This window comes from bacterium, from assembly GCA_035528375.1.
In the GTDB taxonomy this organism is placed as follows: Bacteria; RBG-13-66-14; RBG-13-66-14; order RBG-13-66-14; family RBG-13-66-14; genus RBG-13-66-14.
In genome coordinates this window covers 24,858-42,051 of sequence record DATKYS010000073.1, presented here as the reverse complement: position 1 = coordinate 42,051, position 17,194 = coordinate 24,858, and the positions used below count along the sequence as shown (strand labels likewise).

Sequence of the window (17,194 nt, the reverse complement as noted above, 5' to 3'; positions counted from 1 at the left end):
TCTGCTTTCTATCTGCCCATAAATATTATATACGCGTTGGAAGAAATATTCCAACGCGGAAGCGGGAGCCAGGCATTTAGTCTACTCTAAGCTGCACCGATGGGGATAATCGCTCCACCCGAACCCGCGGGCCCTAAGTGCCGCCGTCCATGTAAATGACCTTCTCCCGCTCGTAGAACACCGACCCGGGGGCCCCCCGGCGGTGGCGGACGTACCTCCGCTCGGTGTAAACGACGGGCACGTGGGCGGCGGTGCGCATGGCGGAGTTTTTAAGTGCCAGCCCGGCCGCCTCCTCGATGACGTCGGGGGGGAGGGGGGCCTCGCGGTCCGGTCGGCGCACGACCACGTGGGCGCCGGAGCCCTGCTGGACGTGGAACCAGACGTCGCCCGGGCGGGCCAACTGGAAGGTCACGAACTGGTTCGCGTGCCCGTCGCGTCCCCAGTAGAGGGTGAATCCCCCGGGCAGCTCCCGACGGCCTACTTTGGCCGGGAGGGCGCGTCCGCCTTTCTCCGTAGGTCTCTCCGACTCGACGTACCGCGCGTAGAGGTCCGCGAGGGCCCCGAGGGGGGCGTCGGGGGCCAACGCCGCCGCGAGCTCGCCGTACTCGGCGTCGAGGGACGCGATCAGGTCGTCCAGCATGCCGGCGTGTTCCCGGGCGCGCCGGTTCCGCTTCGCCCGTTCGAAAAGCCGCTGGGCGTTGACCAGGCGGCTGGCCTCCGGATCCAGGGGGACGGTGCGGCCCTCGGGCAGGGTGAGGTCGGCGGGGGCGGCCCCACGGACGTCACTGGAGGCCAGGAGCTGTTGACCGGCGTGCATGAGATCGTCGGCGCCGGCCGCCTTGTCCAGGGCGTCCGCCTTGTCCCGGGCGGCCTTCCGCCGACGACCGGAGATGCGGTCCAACTCACCCCGGAGCCGGGCGGCGAGGGTCGCGCGGCGGTGCTCCCGCTCGAAACGGGCGACCAGGAACGTCTCGTCCTCCTCCGTCGCCGGGCGCGACTCGCCCAGGCCGAGGAGCGACAGGGAGGAGACGACCCCCGAGGCGGGGTAGAACCGCACCTCGTCCGCCGAGGCGATGAGCCGGTCCCCCTCCGCGGCCAGGAGGTCGAGTGCCTCCGCGTTGAGCTGGTCGAAAACCACGTCGGGCGCCAGGGAGAGCCGCCGGAAGAGCTCGGTGACCGCCGTGGAGGAGACGCCGTCCACGCCGACGACAAGCTCCCCGGCCAGGCTCCGCTTGCGCCGGGGAGTAATTTCCCCGCTGCGCCGCCCCGCAACGTACTCCCCCACCGTCCCGACCCCTCCCGAAACCGGTTGGAACGGCTCCCCGTAGCGGGGACCGGACCGCAAGGCGTAGATGACCCTCTGCTCCGCTTCGAGGACGAGGTTCGCCCGGCGTCCGGTGAGGCTGAAATGGAGCGCCAGGGAGGCGGGGTCGCCCAGCTCGTCGCTCCCCCGGAGATACAGGCGGAACAGGCGATCCCGCCCGTGCTGCTGCGCCGCGCTGACCACCGCCCCTGCCAGGCGGCGGCGCAGAAAACCGGCCTCCTGTTTCCGACGCACACTCCTGGGCTTGGCCCACCGCAGCCCCGCCTTTTTCCAGAGGAACACGCCGGACCGGGCCCCGGGGTTGACGAAGACCAGCTCCCGCTCCTCCCCGCCCCCGCCCAGGACGAACACCACCGCCGCACCGGCGCGCAGTTCGTCCTCCAGCTCCGCGTTGGTCGAGCGGTCGGCGGCGTCCAGGATGAGGGCGTCTATCACCTTCGCCCCCTCGAGGAGGGGCCGCCAGCGGGAGAGGTAGGAGGAAAGGGTGAGGCCGTCGTACATTGGGTGGAATTTTAGCACAGCCGCGGGAGCGGCGCCATTTATAGGATCTCGCCGGACCCGTCATCGGGAATTACATCTGCTATAATTCGGGCGCGATGGCAACGCCTATCCAAGGACCGTGAGAAGTGGACTTCCGGACGACTTTGGCAAAAATCTGGCGCCTGACCCTCTTCGGCGTTTTGGTAAGTTACGCCTACACGGCTTACTACTTCCTCGCCCAGCTCATCCTGGGCGGCGGGAACGTCGTCTGGGGCCTCATCGGTGACGGCTTCCACCAGACGCTGCTCTTCATCATCGGGGCTCTCTTTTACTTCCCCGTCATCGGCGCCGCGGCGTCCCTGGTCGTCGCGCTCATCGCCACCCTCGTGACCGAGAACGTCAGGCCGCTGTCCGATGCCTGGCGGGAGCGCATCGGCCTCATCGCCGCGGCGGCGGTGACGACCGGCGTGCTGGGGTTGCCCGTGGAGGTGGGGACGCTCTTCACCCATCTCCGCACCCTTCTCGGTTTCGTGGTGGGCCTGGTCGTAGGCGCGGCCCTGGTCCTGGTGGCGATAAAATGGTCCAGGATCGAGCACTGGATCAGGCGCGCCGCCGGGTGGCTCCTGGGCGCCGCGATCCTCCTCTTCGTCGTCTTCTACCTCTTCGACCTCGGGAACTTCACCTACGGCGAAGAGCCCGCGACCTCGCCGGGGCCCAACATCCTCGTCATCATCTCCGACGCCCACCGGGCCGACATCGCCTCCACCTTCGGCGGCGAAGTGCCCACGCCCAACCTCGACCGCCTGGCCGCGGCGGGTGTACGCTTCGACCGGTGCTACTCGACCTCCAACTGGACCCTCCCCGCCGTCGCCTCGATCTACACCGGGACCTCCCACGTCGTCCACGGCGTGAACGGTTTCCGTCCGCTCCCCAACGCCCTTCCGAACCTGCAGGGTCTCTTGTCCCGCGAGGGGTATCGCTGCTGGGCTCTGTTTTGCAACACGGCCGTCCTCCCCTGCACCAACCTCTACGCGGGCTTCGACGGCTACGTCAACTACGACATCTTCCGCACCCCGATGCTGGGCATCCTGTCCTCCTCCACCGGCCCCCTCTACGCCTGGCTCTCCTACAATCTGGGCCAGCTCATCCTGCGATGCGACATGCAGCAAACGAAGGTCGTCACCCCGGAGTTGGCGGTGGAGCTCAGTTCCAGGCTCACGCCCGGAGGCGGGACCTTCGCCTACGTCCATCTCTTCGACCCCCACGTGCCCTACGTCCCGCCGGACCGCTTCGTGCCCGACTGGGTTTACGAGGGACCGATGGGGAGGTTTCTCGGCAACGATTTCGCCGGCGTGATAAGGGAACAGGGTCCCGACGTCATCCAGGGCGACGACCGCCGGAGGATTATCGAGCTCTACCGGGGCGAGGTGCGCTACGAGGACGAGATAATCGGCCGGATGCTGGACGCCCTGGGGGAGGGCGGGGCGCTCGCGAACACCGCGATCTTCTTCGCGGCTGACCACGGCGAGGAGCTCTGGGACCACGGCGGCTGGGGTCACGGTCGGACCATGTACGAAGAGGTGGTGCGGGTGCCGCTCATCGTCCGTTGGCCCGGGGTCTTCCCCGAGGGGGTGGTCCGCGACGACCGGGTGAGCATCGCCGACATCTTCCCCACCGTCCTGGACGCGCTCGGCGTGGAGTACGACAAAGGGCCCCTCGTCGGGTGCTCGCTGCTCCTCCCCCCCGATCCCGAGCGGGTGGTCTTCGCCGAACATAGCGACGAGAAGAATCTCGTGCAGATAAAACGGCCCTCCCACCAGATAACCGTCCACGCGCCGGAGGGATCGCTCATCCTGGACCGCGACACCGGCGACGTCTTCTACTTCACGCACGAGGATACGACCCAGCGGGACGAAGCGGGGGATGAGCACCCCGAGAGCCGCGACCGTCTCCTGGGGCTGATCGAGGAGTACGACGCGGAGCAGGCCGAGCTGCGCGACACGTACAACCCGGGGGCGGCCGGTCTGAGCCACGAGGAAACGGCGGCCCAGCTCGAGAACCTGCGCGCCGTCGGCTACCTGCAGTGAGCGGCACGATTCCCCGCCGGGCTACTCACCCCAACCTGGATGAGTAACCAGGCGTCGCTCGCGGCGGTAATCGTTCGAATAACCAAAGACTCTCGTCGCGGAACAGTGTGGAGCTTCAAGCTCCCTTTACGATGAAGCTGACCGTCGGCTATCTCCAGTTCGAACCCCGCCCCGGTGACCCGGAGCTCAACCGGCGGCGGATGGTCGAGCTCCTCACCCCCCACCGGGCCGACCTCGTCGTCCTGCCGGAGCTGGCCACCTCGGGTTACTGCCTGGAGGCGGCGGCGATGCGGGCCGCGGCCGAGCCGCTGGACGGGCCGACCGCCGGGGTTCTCCGCGAACTGGCCCGCCGGACCGGCGCCCATTACGTCGTCGGGCTGCCCGAGCTGGACGGCGGAAGGCTCTTCAACAGCGCCCTTCTCGTCGGGCCCGACGGTCCCAAGGCCGGCTACCGGAAGCTGCACCTCTTCGGCTTCGAGCCGGAGATTTTCACCCCGGGGGACGGGGAGCCCGAGCCGGTCGAACTCTTGGGAACCAAAATCGGCCTGATGATCTGCTTCGACTGGATTTACCCTGAAACGGCGCGGATTCTCACCCTGCGTGGGGCGACGGTCCTCTGCCACCCGGCGAACCTCGTGCTGCCCCACTGCCCCGACGCCATGGTCACCCGCTGCCTGGAGAACCGGGTTTACGCCGTGACGGCCGACCGGGTGGGCGTGGAGGAGTGGCGGGGCGAACCGATGCGGTTCATCGGTCGGAGTCAGGTGGTCACCCCGGCGGGGGAGGTACTGGGGCGGGCCGATGAGGACGGGGAAAGGTTCTTCAGCGTGGAGATGGACACCGCCCTGGCCGAGGACAAGATCGTGCGGGGGAACGACCTCTTCGCCGGGCGACGGCGGGAATTGTACGGGAAGCTGTGCAAGTGAAAAGCGGCCCCGCTGCGGGCCTTTTTTTTACCGTAGGGGCGGGTGTCCACACCCGCCCGTGATTATTTATCCACCGCCGGGTGCCTAAATGTAGGGGGGGATATTAGTCCCCGCCGCTTTTTCTAAGGCAGCCCTCACCCTCAGTCCCGCGCTTCGCAGGCCTCCCACGGGGAGAGGGAGGCCGCTTCACCGCTCACCCCGGCCTGTGATGTTGCGATGACGTAGGGCGGCCCCGTGGGATGCATCCCCCGCGGGCCGCCGCGAATTGCGGTGAAGTAGGGGCCGACCGACGGCGCGCCGTTCAGGTCGGCCCGCGGGCGACCGTGGACGGTCGCCACTACGGGTAGGTCGTGCGTCGTTCAGGCGCAGGGGCGGGTTGACCGGCTAGCCGGCGAACAGCTTATCCAGACCCTTCCACAGGTTGTAGCTGCTGGTGATGAAGATCAGGCAGCCGACCAGAATCAGCATCACCTTTGGGGGGATCTTTTTGCAGACCCAGGCGGCGAAGGGGGCGGCTATCACCCCGCCGCCCAGGAGTCCGACGATGACGGGCCAGAACTCGGTGAAACCGACTATGGACAGAAAGGTCACCGCCTGGGAGACGGTGACGAAGAACTCGGCGGTGTTGACGGAGCCGATGGCGTATCGCGGCTCGTGGCCGCCGCTGACGAGGGTGGTGGTGACGATGGGCCCCCAGCCGCCGCCCCCGATGGCGTCGAAGAAGCCGCCGACGGCCCCCAGGACGGCCAGGACGGGGTTCGAGAAGTGCTTGGCCTCCTTCTCCGTTTCCGCCTCACGGCGCCCGTTGCGCGCCTTCAAGAGGATGCGCACCGCCATCACCAAGAGGTACACGCTGACCACCGGCTTGACGTAATCCCCGGGGAATTCGGTCAACAGGTAGGCGCCGACCACCCCGCTGGCCGCCCCGGTGAAGACCAACCCCAGAAACAGGCGCTTGTCAACGTTCTTGAAGGCCAGGTGCGAGATGCCCGAGACCAGGGTCGTCCCGGTCTCGGCGTACTTCACGCAGCTGGTGGCGATCTTGGGCTGCAACCCCAGGGCCATCAACAGGCTGTTGGAGCTGACGCCGTAGGCCATCCCCAGGCTGCCGTCTATCAGTTGGGCGATGATGCCGACACCGGCGAAAACCAGAATCTGTTCCCAGATGGGCAGTTCCAGCATGGCGCCACCTCGGATCGGGGAAGGGGTTGCTTATTCCGCGGCTTACGGGCGGTCTCCCTGTGTCGGGGGGAAGCGGCCCGCTACGGCCGGAGTGGAAAGATACCCGGTAAAACCTTCTGTTAATGGGGTGAATTACCCGAGTAACTCCATGGGTTAGATGGATTATAGGCTGAAAAAAACAATAATGCAATAAAACGGTATAGTTAGTCGGGAATATATAAAATACGGGCTATCAAACGATTATCACATGTCGTTTCAGTTTAAAGGGGGCGGGTTCACCCTCCGGTTCAAAAAAATTCTCGTCTCACGAACCGCGGGTAACGCCGGGGGGGAGGAAAAAAGGCGGACCGACCGTCCGCCCTACGTCACCGCCTGAATTTTCGGAAATCCCTAGACGTCCTTCTGCTTGGTGAGTAGCTGGTACTCGCCGTTCCTTATCTTCAGCGAGCAGACCACGTCCCCGTAGATGGAGTCGCTGATGTCCGCCGGTGAGAGGAAGGTCTTGCTCTTCATATCGTCGGTGAAGCGGACTTTACACGCCCGCCACCAGGCGGCGCCGACCAGCTCCGAGCAATGCCACTTCCCGTGGTCGTCGAGCCAGTTGCGATTCTGGAAGAGGGTGCGGAGCCAGTCGGGGACGCGGCTCACGCCGTCGGCGCGGAAGAGAAAGGCGAGGTTGGCCCAGAGGTCGTAGGGCTTGCCGATCTGCTTCCGGGCGAACTCGACCACGGCGGCGGTCTCCTCCCGCCCGATTATCCGCTCCGGGTCGGCATGCCGCGGTCGCAGCCAGGTCAGGGTGACGTTGGTCTTTTTGAGGTAGAAGTCCCAGATGTTGTCGGCAAAGACCTGGGTGGCGTAGGCGTGGATGAATCGCCAGGCGTGGTCGTAAACGAGGGCGTGGTAGTAGAACGAATGGGTGACCAGGGTCACGACGGCGCCCATCACCTCGGCGATGTCGTCCACGTTCTCGTCGGTCACCAGGACCACGTCGCCGCGGTGGACCTCCGCCCACTTGAGCGGGCCCAGAAAGAGTATCTCCCGCCACTCGTCCAGTTCCGAAAGGGCGGGCGTCTCGGGCAGGGGGGCCATCCTCATGGGTGGAGACCTCCCGTGGGATCCGAGGGCCAGACGTCAATCTCCACGTGGTGCATCCCGTCGTCGTACTCCCCCTCGATCTTGAAGGGGCAGGATTCTCCGGGCTCCAGGGCGCGGTCGGTGATGTGGTAGATGCCCTGGCGCATCGGGGGATGGTCGTGATCCTTGTAGTGCATGACCATCCGCAGTTGCAGGTGGGGCAGTGTGCAGGCCAGCCGGTTGACCACCCGCCCCCGGACGACGAAAAAATCCCCCAGCACGTCGAGCTTCTGGGAGTCTATTTCTATCTCGCAGGCGTCGGGACCCCATTCGTCGCAAAAGTGAGGCAAGGTTTCCTCCCGCCGGTCCAGCCGGTTTCGGTCTCACTCCCACCGTCAATCGGCCCCGTGTCAAACGCCGGGCGGCAGACTCTCCGCGTCCCTCCAGCAGGGGGTCTAGACCTCCCGGGGGCGGCTCAGAATCATCTTCAACAGGGAAATTATCGCCGGGCGCAGCTGCCCCTCGGGCAGGGGCACCACCTGGTCGTCCACGCTCAGGCGGAGGAGTTGGCGCACGGTGAGACGGTCCACGGCGTTGGGCTCGTCGTAGTTGGTCAGGGCGAGTATGCGGGGGGCGGCGCTGATGAGCTCCCAGAAATCGAGGCCGGCCCGGATGCTGGGAAAACGGTTGTGGTCGAGGCAGTCCACCGCCACGATGTACCCGGCCAGCCCCTCGGCCAGAAGATCGAACAGGGAGGGCAGGTCGGAGTTGCTCGGCGCGGCGACCAGCTCCAGCTCCCCGCCCGCCACGCGGTAGTAGCGGCCCAGAAAGCCGTAGATGGTCGTCAGCTCGGAAATCTGGCCCTGGGTCGGTCGGAAGGACTCCAGGAGCGTGAGGGCCAGTTCCGGCTTGTCGGCCAGCACCAGTACCGTTACCGGTTTACCCGGCATTCTCCTCCCCCTCGAGGGTGCGCTTTAAATTCTCCAGGGTCTCGGTGTCGGGGCTGGCGGCCTGGATGGCGGCGGTGCGCTGCACGGGCGGGGGCGAGGCGCCGATGCCTATCTCCACCAACCGCTTCCCCAGGAGGTTGAAGAGGGCCCGGGCGGTGCTGAAGCGGGTGAGGTTGCCGGCCATGGTAATCTCGTCCAGGTTCCGCCGCCCGTCTATGAGGGAGAGCACCTTCCACTCCTCCGGCGGCAGGTCGAGCTCCTTCAGGTTCACGACGCCGTCGGCGAGGAGGGGGACCTGCCGGAAGCTAAACAGGCCGATTCCCAGGTGGGACATGTCCTCGACCCGGGCCATGCCGCGCAGTACGACCTCGTCTATGCGCAACTTGACCACCACCTTCGAGCCGGGCGGCTCGTAGCCGGCGACCTTGTAGACGAAGGTTCCGTCGGATTCCAGGGATGTGCGGTAGACCGTTTCCGCGAGCTGATCGGCCAGGGCTTCCTCGATGTCGGCCTGGGTGACGATCCCCAGTTCCAGGAGGAGTTCGCCGAGCATCCGACGCCCCCCGCCCTGGCTTTTTGCCGGGACATTACTCGCTTCGCTTCGTTTCTGGCTGTGGAGGGCTTCGTCGAGCCGCTCCTGGGTCAAGAAGCCGCGCCCGAGGAGCATCTTCCCCAGCGGCTCCCGGTCGGCCACGCTTTCGGCGTAGATGATCCGCCCCGCGTCTATGTATATCTCCGTGCGCCCCTTGGTGCTCTCCACGCTCAGCCAGCCGGAGCGGTAGTAGCGGCTGAATATCTCCAGGAGGTCGAGGAGGGGGAGCTCCGCCAGGGTGCCTTGTAGAGCCATCTTATCCGCCTTCTTTTTCGGCGTCTTCGGGCCGCCGGCGATCGGCCGCCCGGTCGCAGTAGAGAAAGAGCTGCGCGAGGGCCAGGGCGGTGGGGACCGTCGGGGGTTTGACCCCCTCGAGGATGAAACGGCCGTCCCCGGTCAGCGCGAGAGTCATACTTCCCAACGAGAAGCGGTCGTAGCGCTCGGCGCGCTCGACCGGGGAGAAACCGACGGTCTTCAGCCAGCGTTTCAGCGTGCGCCAGTGGGGCCGGACCGGTTCTTCGGGGACGATTTCGAAATCGCCCTCCCGCCCGTCGGAGAATAGCTCCCTGGTTTCGACCTCGAGGGGGGCGGCGCCCCACTGGAGGGTGTTATTGTTCGCCAAGGTTCACACCCGCGAGTTTTAGAGGTTTTTTATTATTGTAGATGGAATACAAGCGGCGGTCAAGGGAGGGCGCCCTTTTTGCCGGGGGTATTAGTTCGCTTCGCTCCGTTTCGACTCCGACGGATGAGCCGGGCTGTCACCGCCGTCCGACCGGGGTGCTAAAAAGGGCCGGACCATTTTCGGTCGCAGCCCCTTAACGCGGGACGATTTACGCGCATCCTTCGGCGGGGAACGGTCAGGCCCGAGCGGTCCGGATCAACCCGTCTCGCGCTTTAACAGGTCGGCGAAGGTGGTGGATTCGAGCCGATTGGCCAGGTCCTGGCGCACCATCTGCCAGAGCCAGCGCAGGCCGCAGGTGTCCTCACGGGCGCAGGCTTGGTACGCCGTCTCGCTGGCGCAGGCCACCGGTGCCAGGTGGCCGTCGAGGGTCCGGATGACGTCGGCCACGTTCACTTCATCGGGCTGGCGGACGAGGGTGTAGCCGCCCCCCGGACCGCGGCGGCTGTGGATGAACCCCGCCCGGCGCAGCGAGAGGAGTATCTGTTCCAGGTAACGCTCCGGTATCTCCTGGCGGGTGCTTATCTCGTCGGCCGACAGGCGGCCGCAGCCGTGGTTGCGGGCGAGTTCCAGCATGGCCCGACAACCGTACTCACTGCGCGTCGAAACGTGCATGCCTTCCCCGTTTCTCGTATGTTTACAGACGAGCCCGTAAAAACGATTCTCCCCGGCGGCGCAAGCGGAGCTTCAACCGCGCCGCTTCCGGGTGGCGGACGCCCGATTCGCGGCACACCGGGTATTCAGACCCGCGCTAACGGATAAATTCCAATAGGGATACTAGGCTATTCGGGACCCACTGTCAAGCGGGAAAGGGGGATTTTTTGCCGGGGGCATTACTTCGGTTCGCCGGGGGCGTAGCTCGCTACGCTAGGTTCGCTCCGTTTTACCGGAGATCCCGCGCATCCCGGTAAGCCCGCTATCCGGTCGGGGACGACCGGCCTGAAATTTTTACCGGGGACCTACTCCTCGTCGCCGAAGTACCCGTACTCCTCGAAGAGAAGATTCACCTCCTGGAGGAAGTACTTGTAGGTCTTGATGTAGTCATCCGGTTTCTCGTCGGGTTTGGTGTGCTTCTCGTAGAAGGCGATGGTCAGCGAGCAGGCGATGTCGAAGGGCATGGGTTTCTCCCGTGGAATGCGGCGGGTCATTCCGCCCACCGGTTTTTCATCACGACGCCGGCCTCAACCGGCGATGCAGAAGCTCACCCGGCGCGTCCGGGGCCGGTTGTCGAAATCCAGAAGGACCGGCTGCTGCCAGGTCCCCAGCCGCGGCTTCCCGCCGACCACGGCGAAGCTCACCGAGGGGCCCGCCAGGCTCGCCCGGACGTGGGCGTAGCCGTTACCGTCGCCCCAGCGCGTGTCGTGGGCGTACACCGGACCCCGGGGGACGAGCGCCTGCAGCACACGTTTTAAATCCTCCACCAGCCCCGGCTCGTACTCCACCGTGGTGACGGCGTAGGTAGAGCCCGTGGCGGCGATGGTGCAGACACCGTCGCTCGTCCCCGATTCGGAGAGGAAGCGCTCCAGGAGCGGCGTGAGGTCTATGACGTCGCCCTCGCCCCTGGTCGGAACCTCGTAGGTCTTCTCGAAGAACATGGCTCGTCAGCTCGTCGGCCGGGGCTCCATGGGCCACAGGGCGTCCCACTGGGCGATTCCGGCCCCGGGGTAGTAGTGGTTGATGATTTCCTTGTAGGTGAAACCGGCCTCGGCCATCCCCCGGCTGCCCCACTGGCAGAGCCCCACGCCGTGGCCGTAGCCGTGGCCCGAGAGTATGAGCCCGCCCTCGGTGACGCGGGCGATGTCGAAGTACGTGCTCTTCAGCTCGCCGTAGCCCACGAGGCGGCGGAACTCGTCGCCCGGCAGCTCCAGCTCATCCCCCGAGGCCAAGGTGAACACCACGTACCGGACCCGGCCGGTGCGGGCGTTTGTCCGCAGGCGCAGGCCCGTCGGGCTTTCGGTGGTGTAGCCCGCCGCGGCGAGGGCGTGGGCCAGGCGGTCGAAATCCAGGGTGTACTCCCAGTCGTGACTGGGGCAGGCGGTGCACCATTCGCACTCGACCCCGGAGAAGAACGGCCGCCGCTCGACGTTGGGCCAGATATCGTCTATGGCCGCGGTGTGGCCCCCGCAGCAGGAGCTGAAGAAGGTGGTCACGATCCGGCCGCCGTAGGCCAGGACCTCGCCGGTGGTGGCGGCCACCGCCTCGTCGGTGCGCGGGTCCTCGGCGTAGTACCCGCCGTAGACCTGGGACGAGGTGTCGGCGCGCAGGTGGAATGGGGCGTCGGGGTCGTCGCTCATGCGCGCCAGGGCGTAGCTCCGGCTCACCACGGCCTGGGACTTGAGCGCCTCGGGCGGCCAGTTCGCGTAGGTCTCCTTGGGCAGAACGCCCCGCAGATAATCCTCCACCTCTATCCGGTTTATCGCCTGCACCGTCCCCGTCGTGGTGGAGCGGACGGTGAGGGAACCGCGGTAGGGCGAGCCCTTGACCGTGATCCGGGGCGGCCCGTCCCCCTCCACCCGGGGCTCGATCCGCACCCACGTGCAGCGCTGCCACTCGCCGTTGACGGCCAGCACGCCGTACTCGTTGCGCTTGAACACCAGGTCCCAGCCCGCGGGAACGGTGTAGAGCGGCTCGTCGGAGTCGTCGGTTATCACCGCGCCCGAGGGGCAGTTCACCACCAACAGCCCGTCGGTCTCCTGCAACAGGACCCGGAGCTCGGTGGGCGCCGGTTTCAGCGTGCCGCCGTGCCCCACCTCACCGTCGGGTCGGCAGGCGATGAATATCGCACAAAAGATAAGGCCCGCTGTGAGGCAGCGTCTCATTCCCCGGCCTCCGAGGGCAGCGCGCAGTTCTCGTCCAGCCAGCAGCGGGAGGATTCCGCCGCGATGGCTCCGTGCCCCACGGCCACCGCCACCTGGCGCAGGGGGGTCACCGTCACGTCGCCGGCGGCCAGGATGCGCGGGTTCGAGGTGAACATCCGCTCGTTCACGAAGACGTAGCCCCCCGGGTCCAGCTTGCACAGCCCCTTGACCAGCTCCGAGTTGGGGACCATCCCCAGGGCGCTGAAGACGCCGGTCACCGCGAGGGCCTCCGTCTGGCCGGTCTCCACGTTCTTGATTTCCAGCCCCTCCACGCCGTCGGCGCCGAGGATTTTTTCGGGGACGAAGGGGAGGTGGAGCGTGATGTTCTTCGCGGCGTGCACCCTCTGCTGGAGCACCGGGACGCCGCGGAATTCCGTCCGGCGGTGGATCAGGTGCACCGTCCGGCACATGCGGGTGAGGTAGAGCGCCTCCTCGAGGGCGGTGTCCCCGCCGCCGACCACGGCTACCTCCTGGTCGCGGAAGAAGTTGCCGTCGCAGGTGGCGCAGTAGGAGAGGCCGCGGCCGAAGAACTTCGCCGCCCCCTCCAACGGGAACGTCCGGTAGTGCGCCCCCGTGGCCAGGATGACCACCCGGGCCCGGTGCTCCTCGTCGTAGTCGTCGGTCAGAAGGAAGAACTGCCCCCGGTCCTCCAGCTTCTCGATGTGGGCCTGCTCCACCTCGATGCCCAGCCCCTGGGCCTGCTCGGTCAGCCGCGCCGAGAACTCCATCCCGTTGATGGGCCCCGGCACGCCGGGGTAGTTTTCCAAAGTGGACGTGGTGGCTATCTGCCCCCCGGCGACGCCATCGGCGAAGAAGATGAAGTCCACCCCGCCGCGGATGGCGTAGATGGCCGCGGTGTACCCGGCGGGCCCGCCGCCGATGATGGCCAGCTCGTGGACCTTGCTCACGTTGACCTTCCCCTGATGGTGCGGTGTACGATTATTGCACCTGCGGGCGGTAGCCGGTCACCGCCCCGGTTACGCGCTCCGCGGCGTCGCCTTCGCCGAAGACCCGTGGCCGCTCTCCTGTGGGCGAGAAATTTTTGAGGGCCGCGGGGAGCCCCTCCGGCTCGATTAACTTGTTCCACCCGGCCCGCACCGTCTCCACCCACTCGCTCTGCGGCATGAGGGTCAGGCAGGGCGTGCCGTGGAAGTAGGCCTCCTTCTGCAGGCCGCCGGAGTCCGTTACCGCCAGGCGCGCACCCGCCAGGAGCGCCTGCATCTCCAGGTAGCCCACCGGCTCGCGGAGCATTTCCGCGTATTTTTCGAGGAGCCCCGCCGCGTCCAGGTTCTTGCGCGTCCGGGGGTGGAGCGGCAGGAACACGGGCTCGTAGTGTTTTAACAGGGCGTCGAGAATGGACCGGAGCCTCGCCGGGTCGTCGCTGTTCCGCGGGCGGTGGAAAGTCGCCAGGACGAAGCCGCCATCGCGCAGACCGAAATCCTCCAGCAGCTTGGGCTTCATCCCCTCAAAGATCGGTCGCTTGGCCAGCCACAGGTCGTACATCACGTCGCCGGTGAGGACTACGCCCCCGGTCAGCCCCTCGGCGGCCAGGTTCTCCACCGCGGTCCGGGTGGCGGCCAGGAGCAGGTCGCTGGCGTGGTCGGTCAGGATTCTATTTATTTCCTCGGGCATGGAGCGGTCGCCGGAGCGCATCCCGGCCTCCACGTGGGCCAGGGGGATGCGGAGCTTGGCCGCGGCCAGCGCCCCGGCCAACGTCGAGTTCGTGTCGCCGTAGACCAGCGCCATGTCCGGCGAGTGCCGCAACAGCACGTCCTCTATGGCCACCAGCATCTGCCCCGTCTGGCGCCCGTGCGTGGCGCTGCCGATGCCCAGGTTGTAGTACGGCTCCGGCAGCCCCAGCTCGGAGAAGAAGACATCGGAGAGGCGGATGTCATAGTGCTGGCCGGTGTGGATGAGAAGCTCCTCGACCCCCCGGAGGGCGAATGCGCGGCTCACCACGGCGGCCTTGATGAACTGGGGCCGGGCGCCAACGACGGTGGCTACGAGCATCCCACCCCCTCCTTGGGGGTTCTTCTTTTTTCGACCGGCCGCGGATTATGCCGACCCGATTTTACCATCCCCGCCGTCGTCGTGGCGACCGTCCCCGGCTCAACCCCGCCCGCGCCGCAGAGCCTCCCGAATCCCACGGATGTCCTCGCCCTTCACCGCCCCGGTGACGAAGAGGAGCAGGACGTAAATCGGCAGGAGGGCCAGGGACCACCACAGAGACAAGAAGGCGCAGGCCGCCCCGTACGCCGCCCCGGCGGCCAGGGTGCCCAACAGAGGTCGGCCCAGTTGGGACAGATTGATGTAGCGCCGGGCGAAGACGACGAAGAGCACGAGGACCAGCGCCTCGGAGATCACAGTGGTCCAGGCCGCGCCTACGTGCTCCCACCGGGGGATGGCGTACAGGTTGGCCGCCACGTTCACCAGACCGCTGACCAGGGCCCCCGCGGCGAAGAGCTTCTCACGGCCCGTGGACTTCAACAGCACCGACAGGGGGTAGCTGGCGAAGACCAGGGGGAGTGAGAGGCCCAGGACTCTCAGGGAATCCGCCGAGGGGCCGTAGCCCGGACCGAGGGCGATGGCGGAAATCCCCTCGGCGTGGAAGAAAATCAGTATCGCGGCCGGGAGCGCCAGACCCACCAGCAGCCGGATGGTGACCGAGGCCGTGCGGGACAGCCGCTCGTCGTCGCCCTTCATCTCCGCGAGCGCCGGGAAGAGCGCCGCGGAAAGCGCCAGGGGCGCGAAGAGCAGGATGTTTACGAGCTTCACCGACGCCCCGTACCACCCCACCACCTCGTCCGACCCGAGCATGTACTTGAGCATGGTGACGTCCACCAGCTTGTACACGATGATGAAGACGGAGGCGAGGGCGAAGGGGAAGCCGGCCTTGAGGAGGCCCCACCAGCGTCTCGGGTCGGGCCGCACGCCGCCGAAGCGCTTCCGGGCCCACAGCAGGCTCATCAGGGAGGAGAGCGCCGTGGCGGCGGCGGTGGCGACGATGAGCCCCAGGGGGCCGTAGCCCGCGAGCACCGCCGTGTAGCCCAGCCCGAGGGTCAGCGCGTCGCCCGCCAGGTTCACGATGAAAAGGGAGCGGAAGTCCTGGGTGCCTTTGAAAACCCCCAGGGCGCTCTCCCTGCTCCCGGCGAATATTACGGCGGAGAGCCCCGCCCAGAGAATCATCGGCAGCTCGGCGGGCTGTGTCGCCCCGCCGACCAGGGCCAGGACCCCGAGGACCAGCACGCCCGCCAGGAGCTTCATCGAGAGGACGTCGGCCAGGTAGGCCCCCGCGCGCTCCCGGTCCCGCGCCACGTCGCGCACGGTCAGCTCGGCCAGCCCCAGGTCGTTGCCCAGGGCCCACAGGGTGACGAAGCCGATGGCGAAGATGTAGCGCCCGTACCCGGCGTCGCCGAAGACGCGCACGGCGACGAGCTGCAGCGCGAAGGCCAGCAGCTTGCGCACGACCTCCGAGCCCAGGACGAACCCGGTGTTCACACCCACGCGGCGGATGAGCCTTCCCTCGACCATGCGTAAAAGGGGCGCCCGGAGCGCCCACCTCTCGTCAGAAGAGGGTCTGTCCCTCCTCGGCCTTCTTCTTGGCGCGCCGCCGGCGCCGGTCCTCGCGCAGGCGCCGGAGCACGTCGGTGAACTGGTCGGTGTCGGCGAACTGGTGGTAAACGCTGGCGAAGCGAACGTAGGCCACGCCGTCCAGATCGGCCAGCTCGTGTATCAAAAGCTCGCCTATCTCGCTCGACTCCACCTCGTCGCCCAGGCGGTTGCGGAGCTCGGTCTCGACCCGGGCCACCACCGTTTCGAGCTGGTCGTGGCTGATGGGTCGCTTTTCGCAGGCCTTCTCCAGGCCGGTCATGATCTTCGCCCGATCGAAGCGCTCCCGCCTCCCGTCGCGCTTGACCACCTTCAGCTCCGGCTCCTCGACCTTCTCGTAGGTGGTGAATCGGCGGCCGCAGTGCAGGCATTCCCGCCGGCGGCGCACCAGCTCGCCACCCTTGGAGGGGCGGGTGTCGGTCACCTTGTCTGAATCTTCACCGCAGTAGGGGCATCTCATACCGCACCTTCAATTCACCGCATTATCTGAGCAGAGTATATTTTTCTTAAAAAGCTTATTATTGGCTGCTGCTCTGATTCATCATTGATGGCTTATACAATGGTAACGTACTCATTATGGGCAAGTAAATAGGTTTACACAAAGTGTTAGGCTGTATTAATCCATAAAACATTTCTCCCGAAGAATTATCACGTATACCAAATCCATATCTATTTAACAGATTGTATAGAGAAGGACGCATTTTATAATTTAATTTATAATCATCTGGCCACTTTATAAGCGAATACTTTAATTGTAAAATAACATCCTCTATCCCCATATTCCATAGCTTCCTCATTCCATATGCCGAGAGGCTAATATTTGAATAATGCCCTTCAAATCTAGTGTTTATAAACCGTCTAAGGTATTTTGGCTGATTAATAGAAACTAAGAATAATAACCTCAATAGAGATAATTTTGAAAGGGCGGTGCTTTGTGATAGGTTACGTAATACATCCACAATTCTAGAAAAGTAGGATTTTCTTAATACATAGGCTTTACCCACATTAATATCATTCGGGAATACTGTAATTATTTTCATTTTCTTTGGTATCATACCTGCAAATGGTGCTGCACTTCTTGCGAGGTTTTCTTTTCCTAGATAAAAACCCCAAAATTCGAGTCTTGCTAAATTAAATTTTAAAAATAAACACTCGCTTCGCGAAAACTGGTTATTATCACCACTTTGTGCGAGTAATACCTGTGGCCATTGACTTGTTGCTTTATTCTCCAGGATCCTGTAAGTCTCCGGCGGATCTCCATAAAATGTCCCTCTATAAGTATATATATTGTCAACCATAGTATTCCATTTTGATGCGATAAGATGTTTTCTGTTTGTATAGAAGGCATAGCCTAAAGCAACAACTATGCCTATAATACTTATTATAAAATCTGCAATTTCCATGATGACCATACCTAAATAAAGAACCAACCT

The 17,194-nt window shown here is 65.0% G+C and carries 18 protein-coding genes; 2 read left to right on the top strand and 16 right to left on the bottom strand.

All coding sequences use genetic code 11. From position 1 onward, the window contains the following. Positions 1-133: 133 nt before the first annotated feature. Positions 134-1,825: an NFACT RNA binding domain-containing protein gene (locus VM054_05775; protein HUT98571.1), complete on the bottom strand. Its 1,692-nt coding sequence runs from the start codon at positions 1,823-1,825 to the stop codon at positions 134-136. A gap of 125 nt (positions 1,826-1,950) precedes the next feature. On the opposite strand from VM054_05775, the gene VM054_05770 reads away from it, so the two are divergent. Continuing rightward, on the top strand, positions 1,951-3,891 hold the full coding sequence (locus tag VM054_05770) for a sulfatase (protein HUT98570.1): 1,941 nt from the start codon (positions 1,951-1,953) through the stop codon (positions 3,889-3,891). Positions 3,892-4,022: 131 nt separating this feature from the next. Next, positions 4,023-4,817 (top strand): nitrilase-related carbon-nitrogen hydrolase, encoded by a 795-nt coding sequence (locus VM054_05765; protein HUT98569.1) that lies wholly within the window; start codon positions 4,023-4,025, stop codon positions 4,815-4,817. A gap of 384 nt (positions 4,818-5,201) precedes the next feature. Here VM054_05765 and VM054_05760 read toward each other — a convergent pair whose 3' ends face one another. The 15 genes from VM054_05760 to VM054_05690 all read right to left on the bottom strand — a co-directional run bounded on the left by VM054_05760 (position 5,202) and on the right by VM054_05690 (position 17,164). Next, complete coding sequence (locus VM054_05760) at positions 5,202-5,999, bottom strand: sulfite exporter TauE/SafE family protein (GenBank protein ID HUT98568.1); 798 nt, start codon at positions 5,997-5,999, stop codon at positions 5,202-5,204. A 390-nt stretch (positions 6,000-6,389) separates the two neighbouring features. Then, entirely contained in the window at positions 6,390-7,094 is a 705-nt protein-coding gene (locus VM054_05755; GenBank protein ID HUT98567.1) for a hypothetical protein, read from the bottom strand. Then, positions 7,091-7,423: a hypothetical protein gene (locus tag VM054_05750; protein HUT98566.1), complete on the bottom strand. Its 333-nt coding sequence runs from the start codon at positions 7,421-7,423 to the stop codon at positions 7,091-7,093. Before VM054_05750 ends, VM054_05755 begins: the two co-directional genes overlap by 4 nt. A gap of 105 nt (positions 7,424-7,528) precedes the next feature. Beyond that, positions 7,529-8,023, bottom strand: coding sequence for a hypothetical protein (locus VM054_05745; GenBank protein ID HUT98565.1), 495 nt, complete (start codon positions 8,021-8,023; stop codon positions 7,529-7,531). Further along, on the bottom strand, positions 8,013-8,870 hold the full coding sequence (locus VM054_05740; protein ID HUT98564.1) for a DUF4388 domain-containing protein: 858 nt from the start codon (positions 8,868-8,870) through the stop codon (positions 8,013-8,015). Before VM054_05740 ends, VM054_05745 begins: the two co-directional genes overlap by 11 nt. 1 nt (position 8,871) lies before the next feature. After that, positions 8,872-9,237, bottom strand: coding sequence for a hypothetical protein (locus VM054_05735; protein HUT98563.1), 366 nt, complete (start codon positions 9,235-9,237; stop codon positions 8,872-8,874). Between the two features lie 255 nt (positions 9,238-9,492). Continuing rightward, positions 9,493-9,909 (bottom strand): Rrf2 family transcriptional regulator, encoded by a 417-nt coding sequence (locus VM054_05730; protein ID HUT98562.1) that lies wholly within the window; start codon positions 9,907-9,909, stop codon positions 9,493-9,495. A gap of 344 nt (positions 9,910-10,253) precedes the next feature. After that, positions 10,254-10,442, bottom strand: a complete 189-nt coding sequence (locus tag VM054_05725) for a hypothetical protein (GenBank protein ID HUT98561.1) — start codon at positions 10,440-10,442, stop codon at positions 10,254-10,256. A 33-nt stretch (positions 10,443-10,475) separates the two neighbouring features. After that, the gene (locus VM054_05720) at positions 10,476-10,889 is read right to left on the bottom strand and encodes a secondary thiamine-phosphate synthase enzyme YjbQ (GenBank protein HUT98560.1); all 414 of its coding nucleotides are present in this window, start codon (positions 10,887-10,889) and stop codon (positions 10,476-10,478) included. A gap of 6 nt (positions 10,890-10,895) precedes the next feature. Continuing rightward, positions 10,896-12,113: a SpoIID/LytB domain-containing protein gene (locus tag VM054_05715; protein HUT98559.1), complete on the bottom strand. Its 1,218-nt coding sequence runs from the start codon at positions 12,111-12,113 to the stop codon at positions 10,896-10,898. Next, on the bottom strand, positions 12,110-13,060 hold the full coding sequence (locus VM054_05710; protein HUT98558.1) for an FAD-dependent oxidoreductase: 951 nt from the start codon (positions 13,058-13,060) through the stop codon (positions 12,110-12,112). Before VM054_05710 ends, VM054_05715 begins: the two co-directional genes overlap by 4 nt. Positions 13,061-13,091: 31 nt before the next feature. Then, the gene (wecB, locus tag VM054_05705; protein HUT98557.1) at positions 13,092-14,162 is read right to left on the bottom strand and encodes a UDP-N-acetylglucosamine 2-epimerase (non-hydrolyzing); all 1,071 of its coding nucleotides are present in this window, start codon (positions 14,160-14,162) and stop codon (positions 13,092-13,094) included. Between the two features lie 99 nt (positions 14,163-14,261). Next, positions 14,262-15,683, bottom strand: a complete 1,422-nt coding sequence (locus VM054_05700; protein HUT98556.1) for a flippase — start codon at positions 15,681-15,683, stop codon at positions 14,262-14,264. 34 nt (positions 15,684-15,717) lie between these two features. Then, complete coding sequence (gene nrdR / locus VM054_05695; protein HUT98555.1) at positions 15,718-16,221, bottom strand: transcriptional regulator NrdR; 504 nt, start codon at positions 16,219-16,221, stop codon at positions 15,718-15,720. 58 nt (positions 16,222-16,279) lie between these two features. Next, entirely contained in the window at positions 16,280-17,164 is an 885-nt protein-coding gene (locus VM054_05690) for a hypothetical protein (GenBank protein HUT98554.1), read from the bottom strand. Positions 17,165-17,194 lie beyond the last annotated feature (30 nt).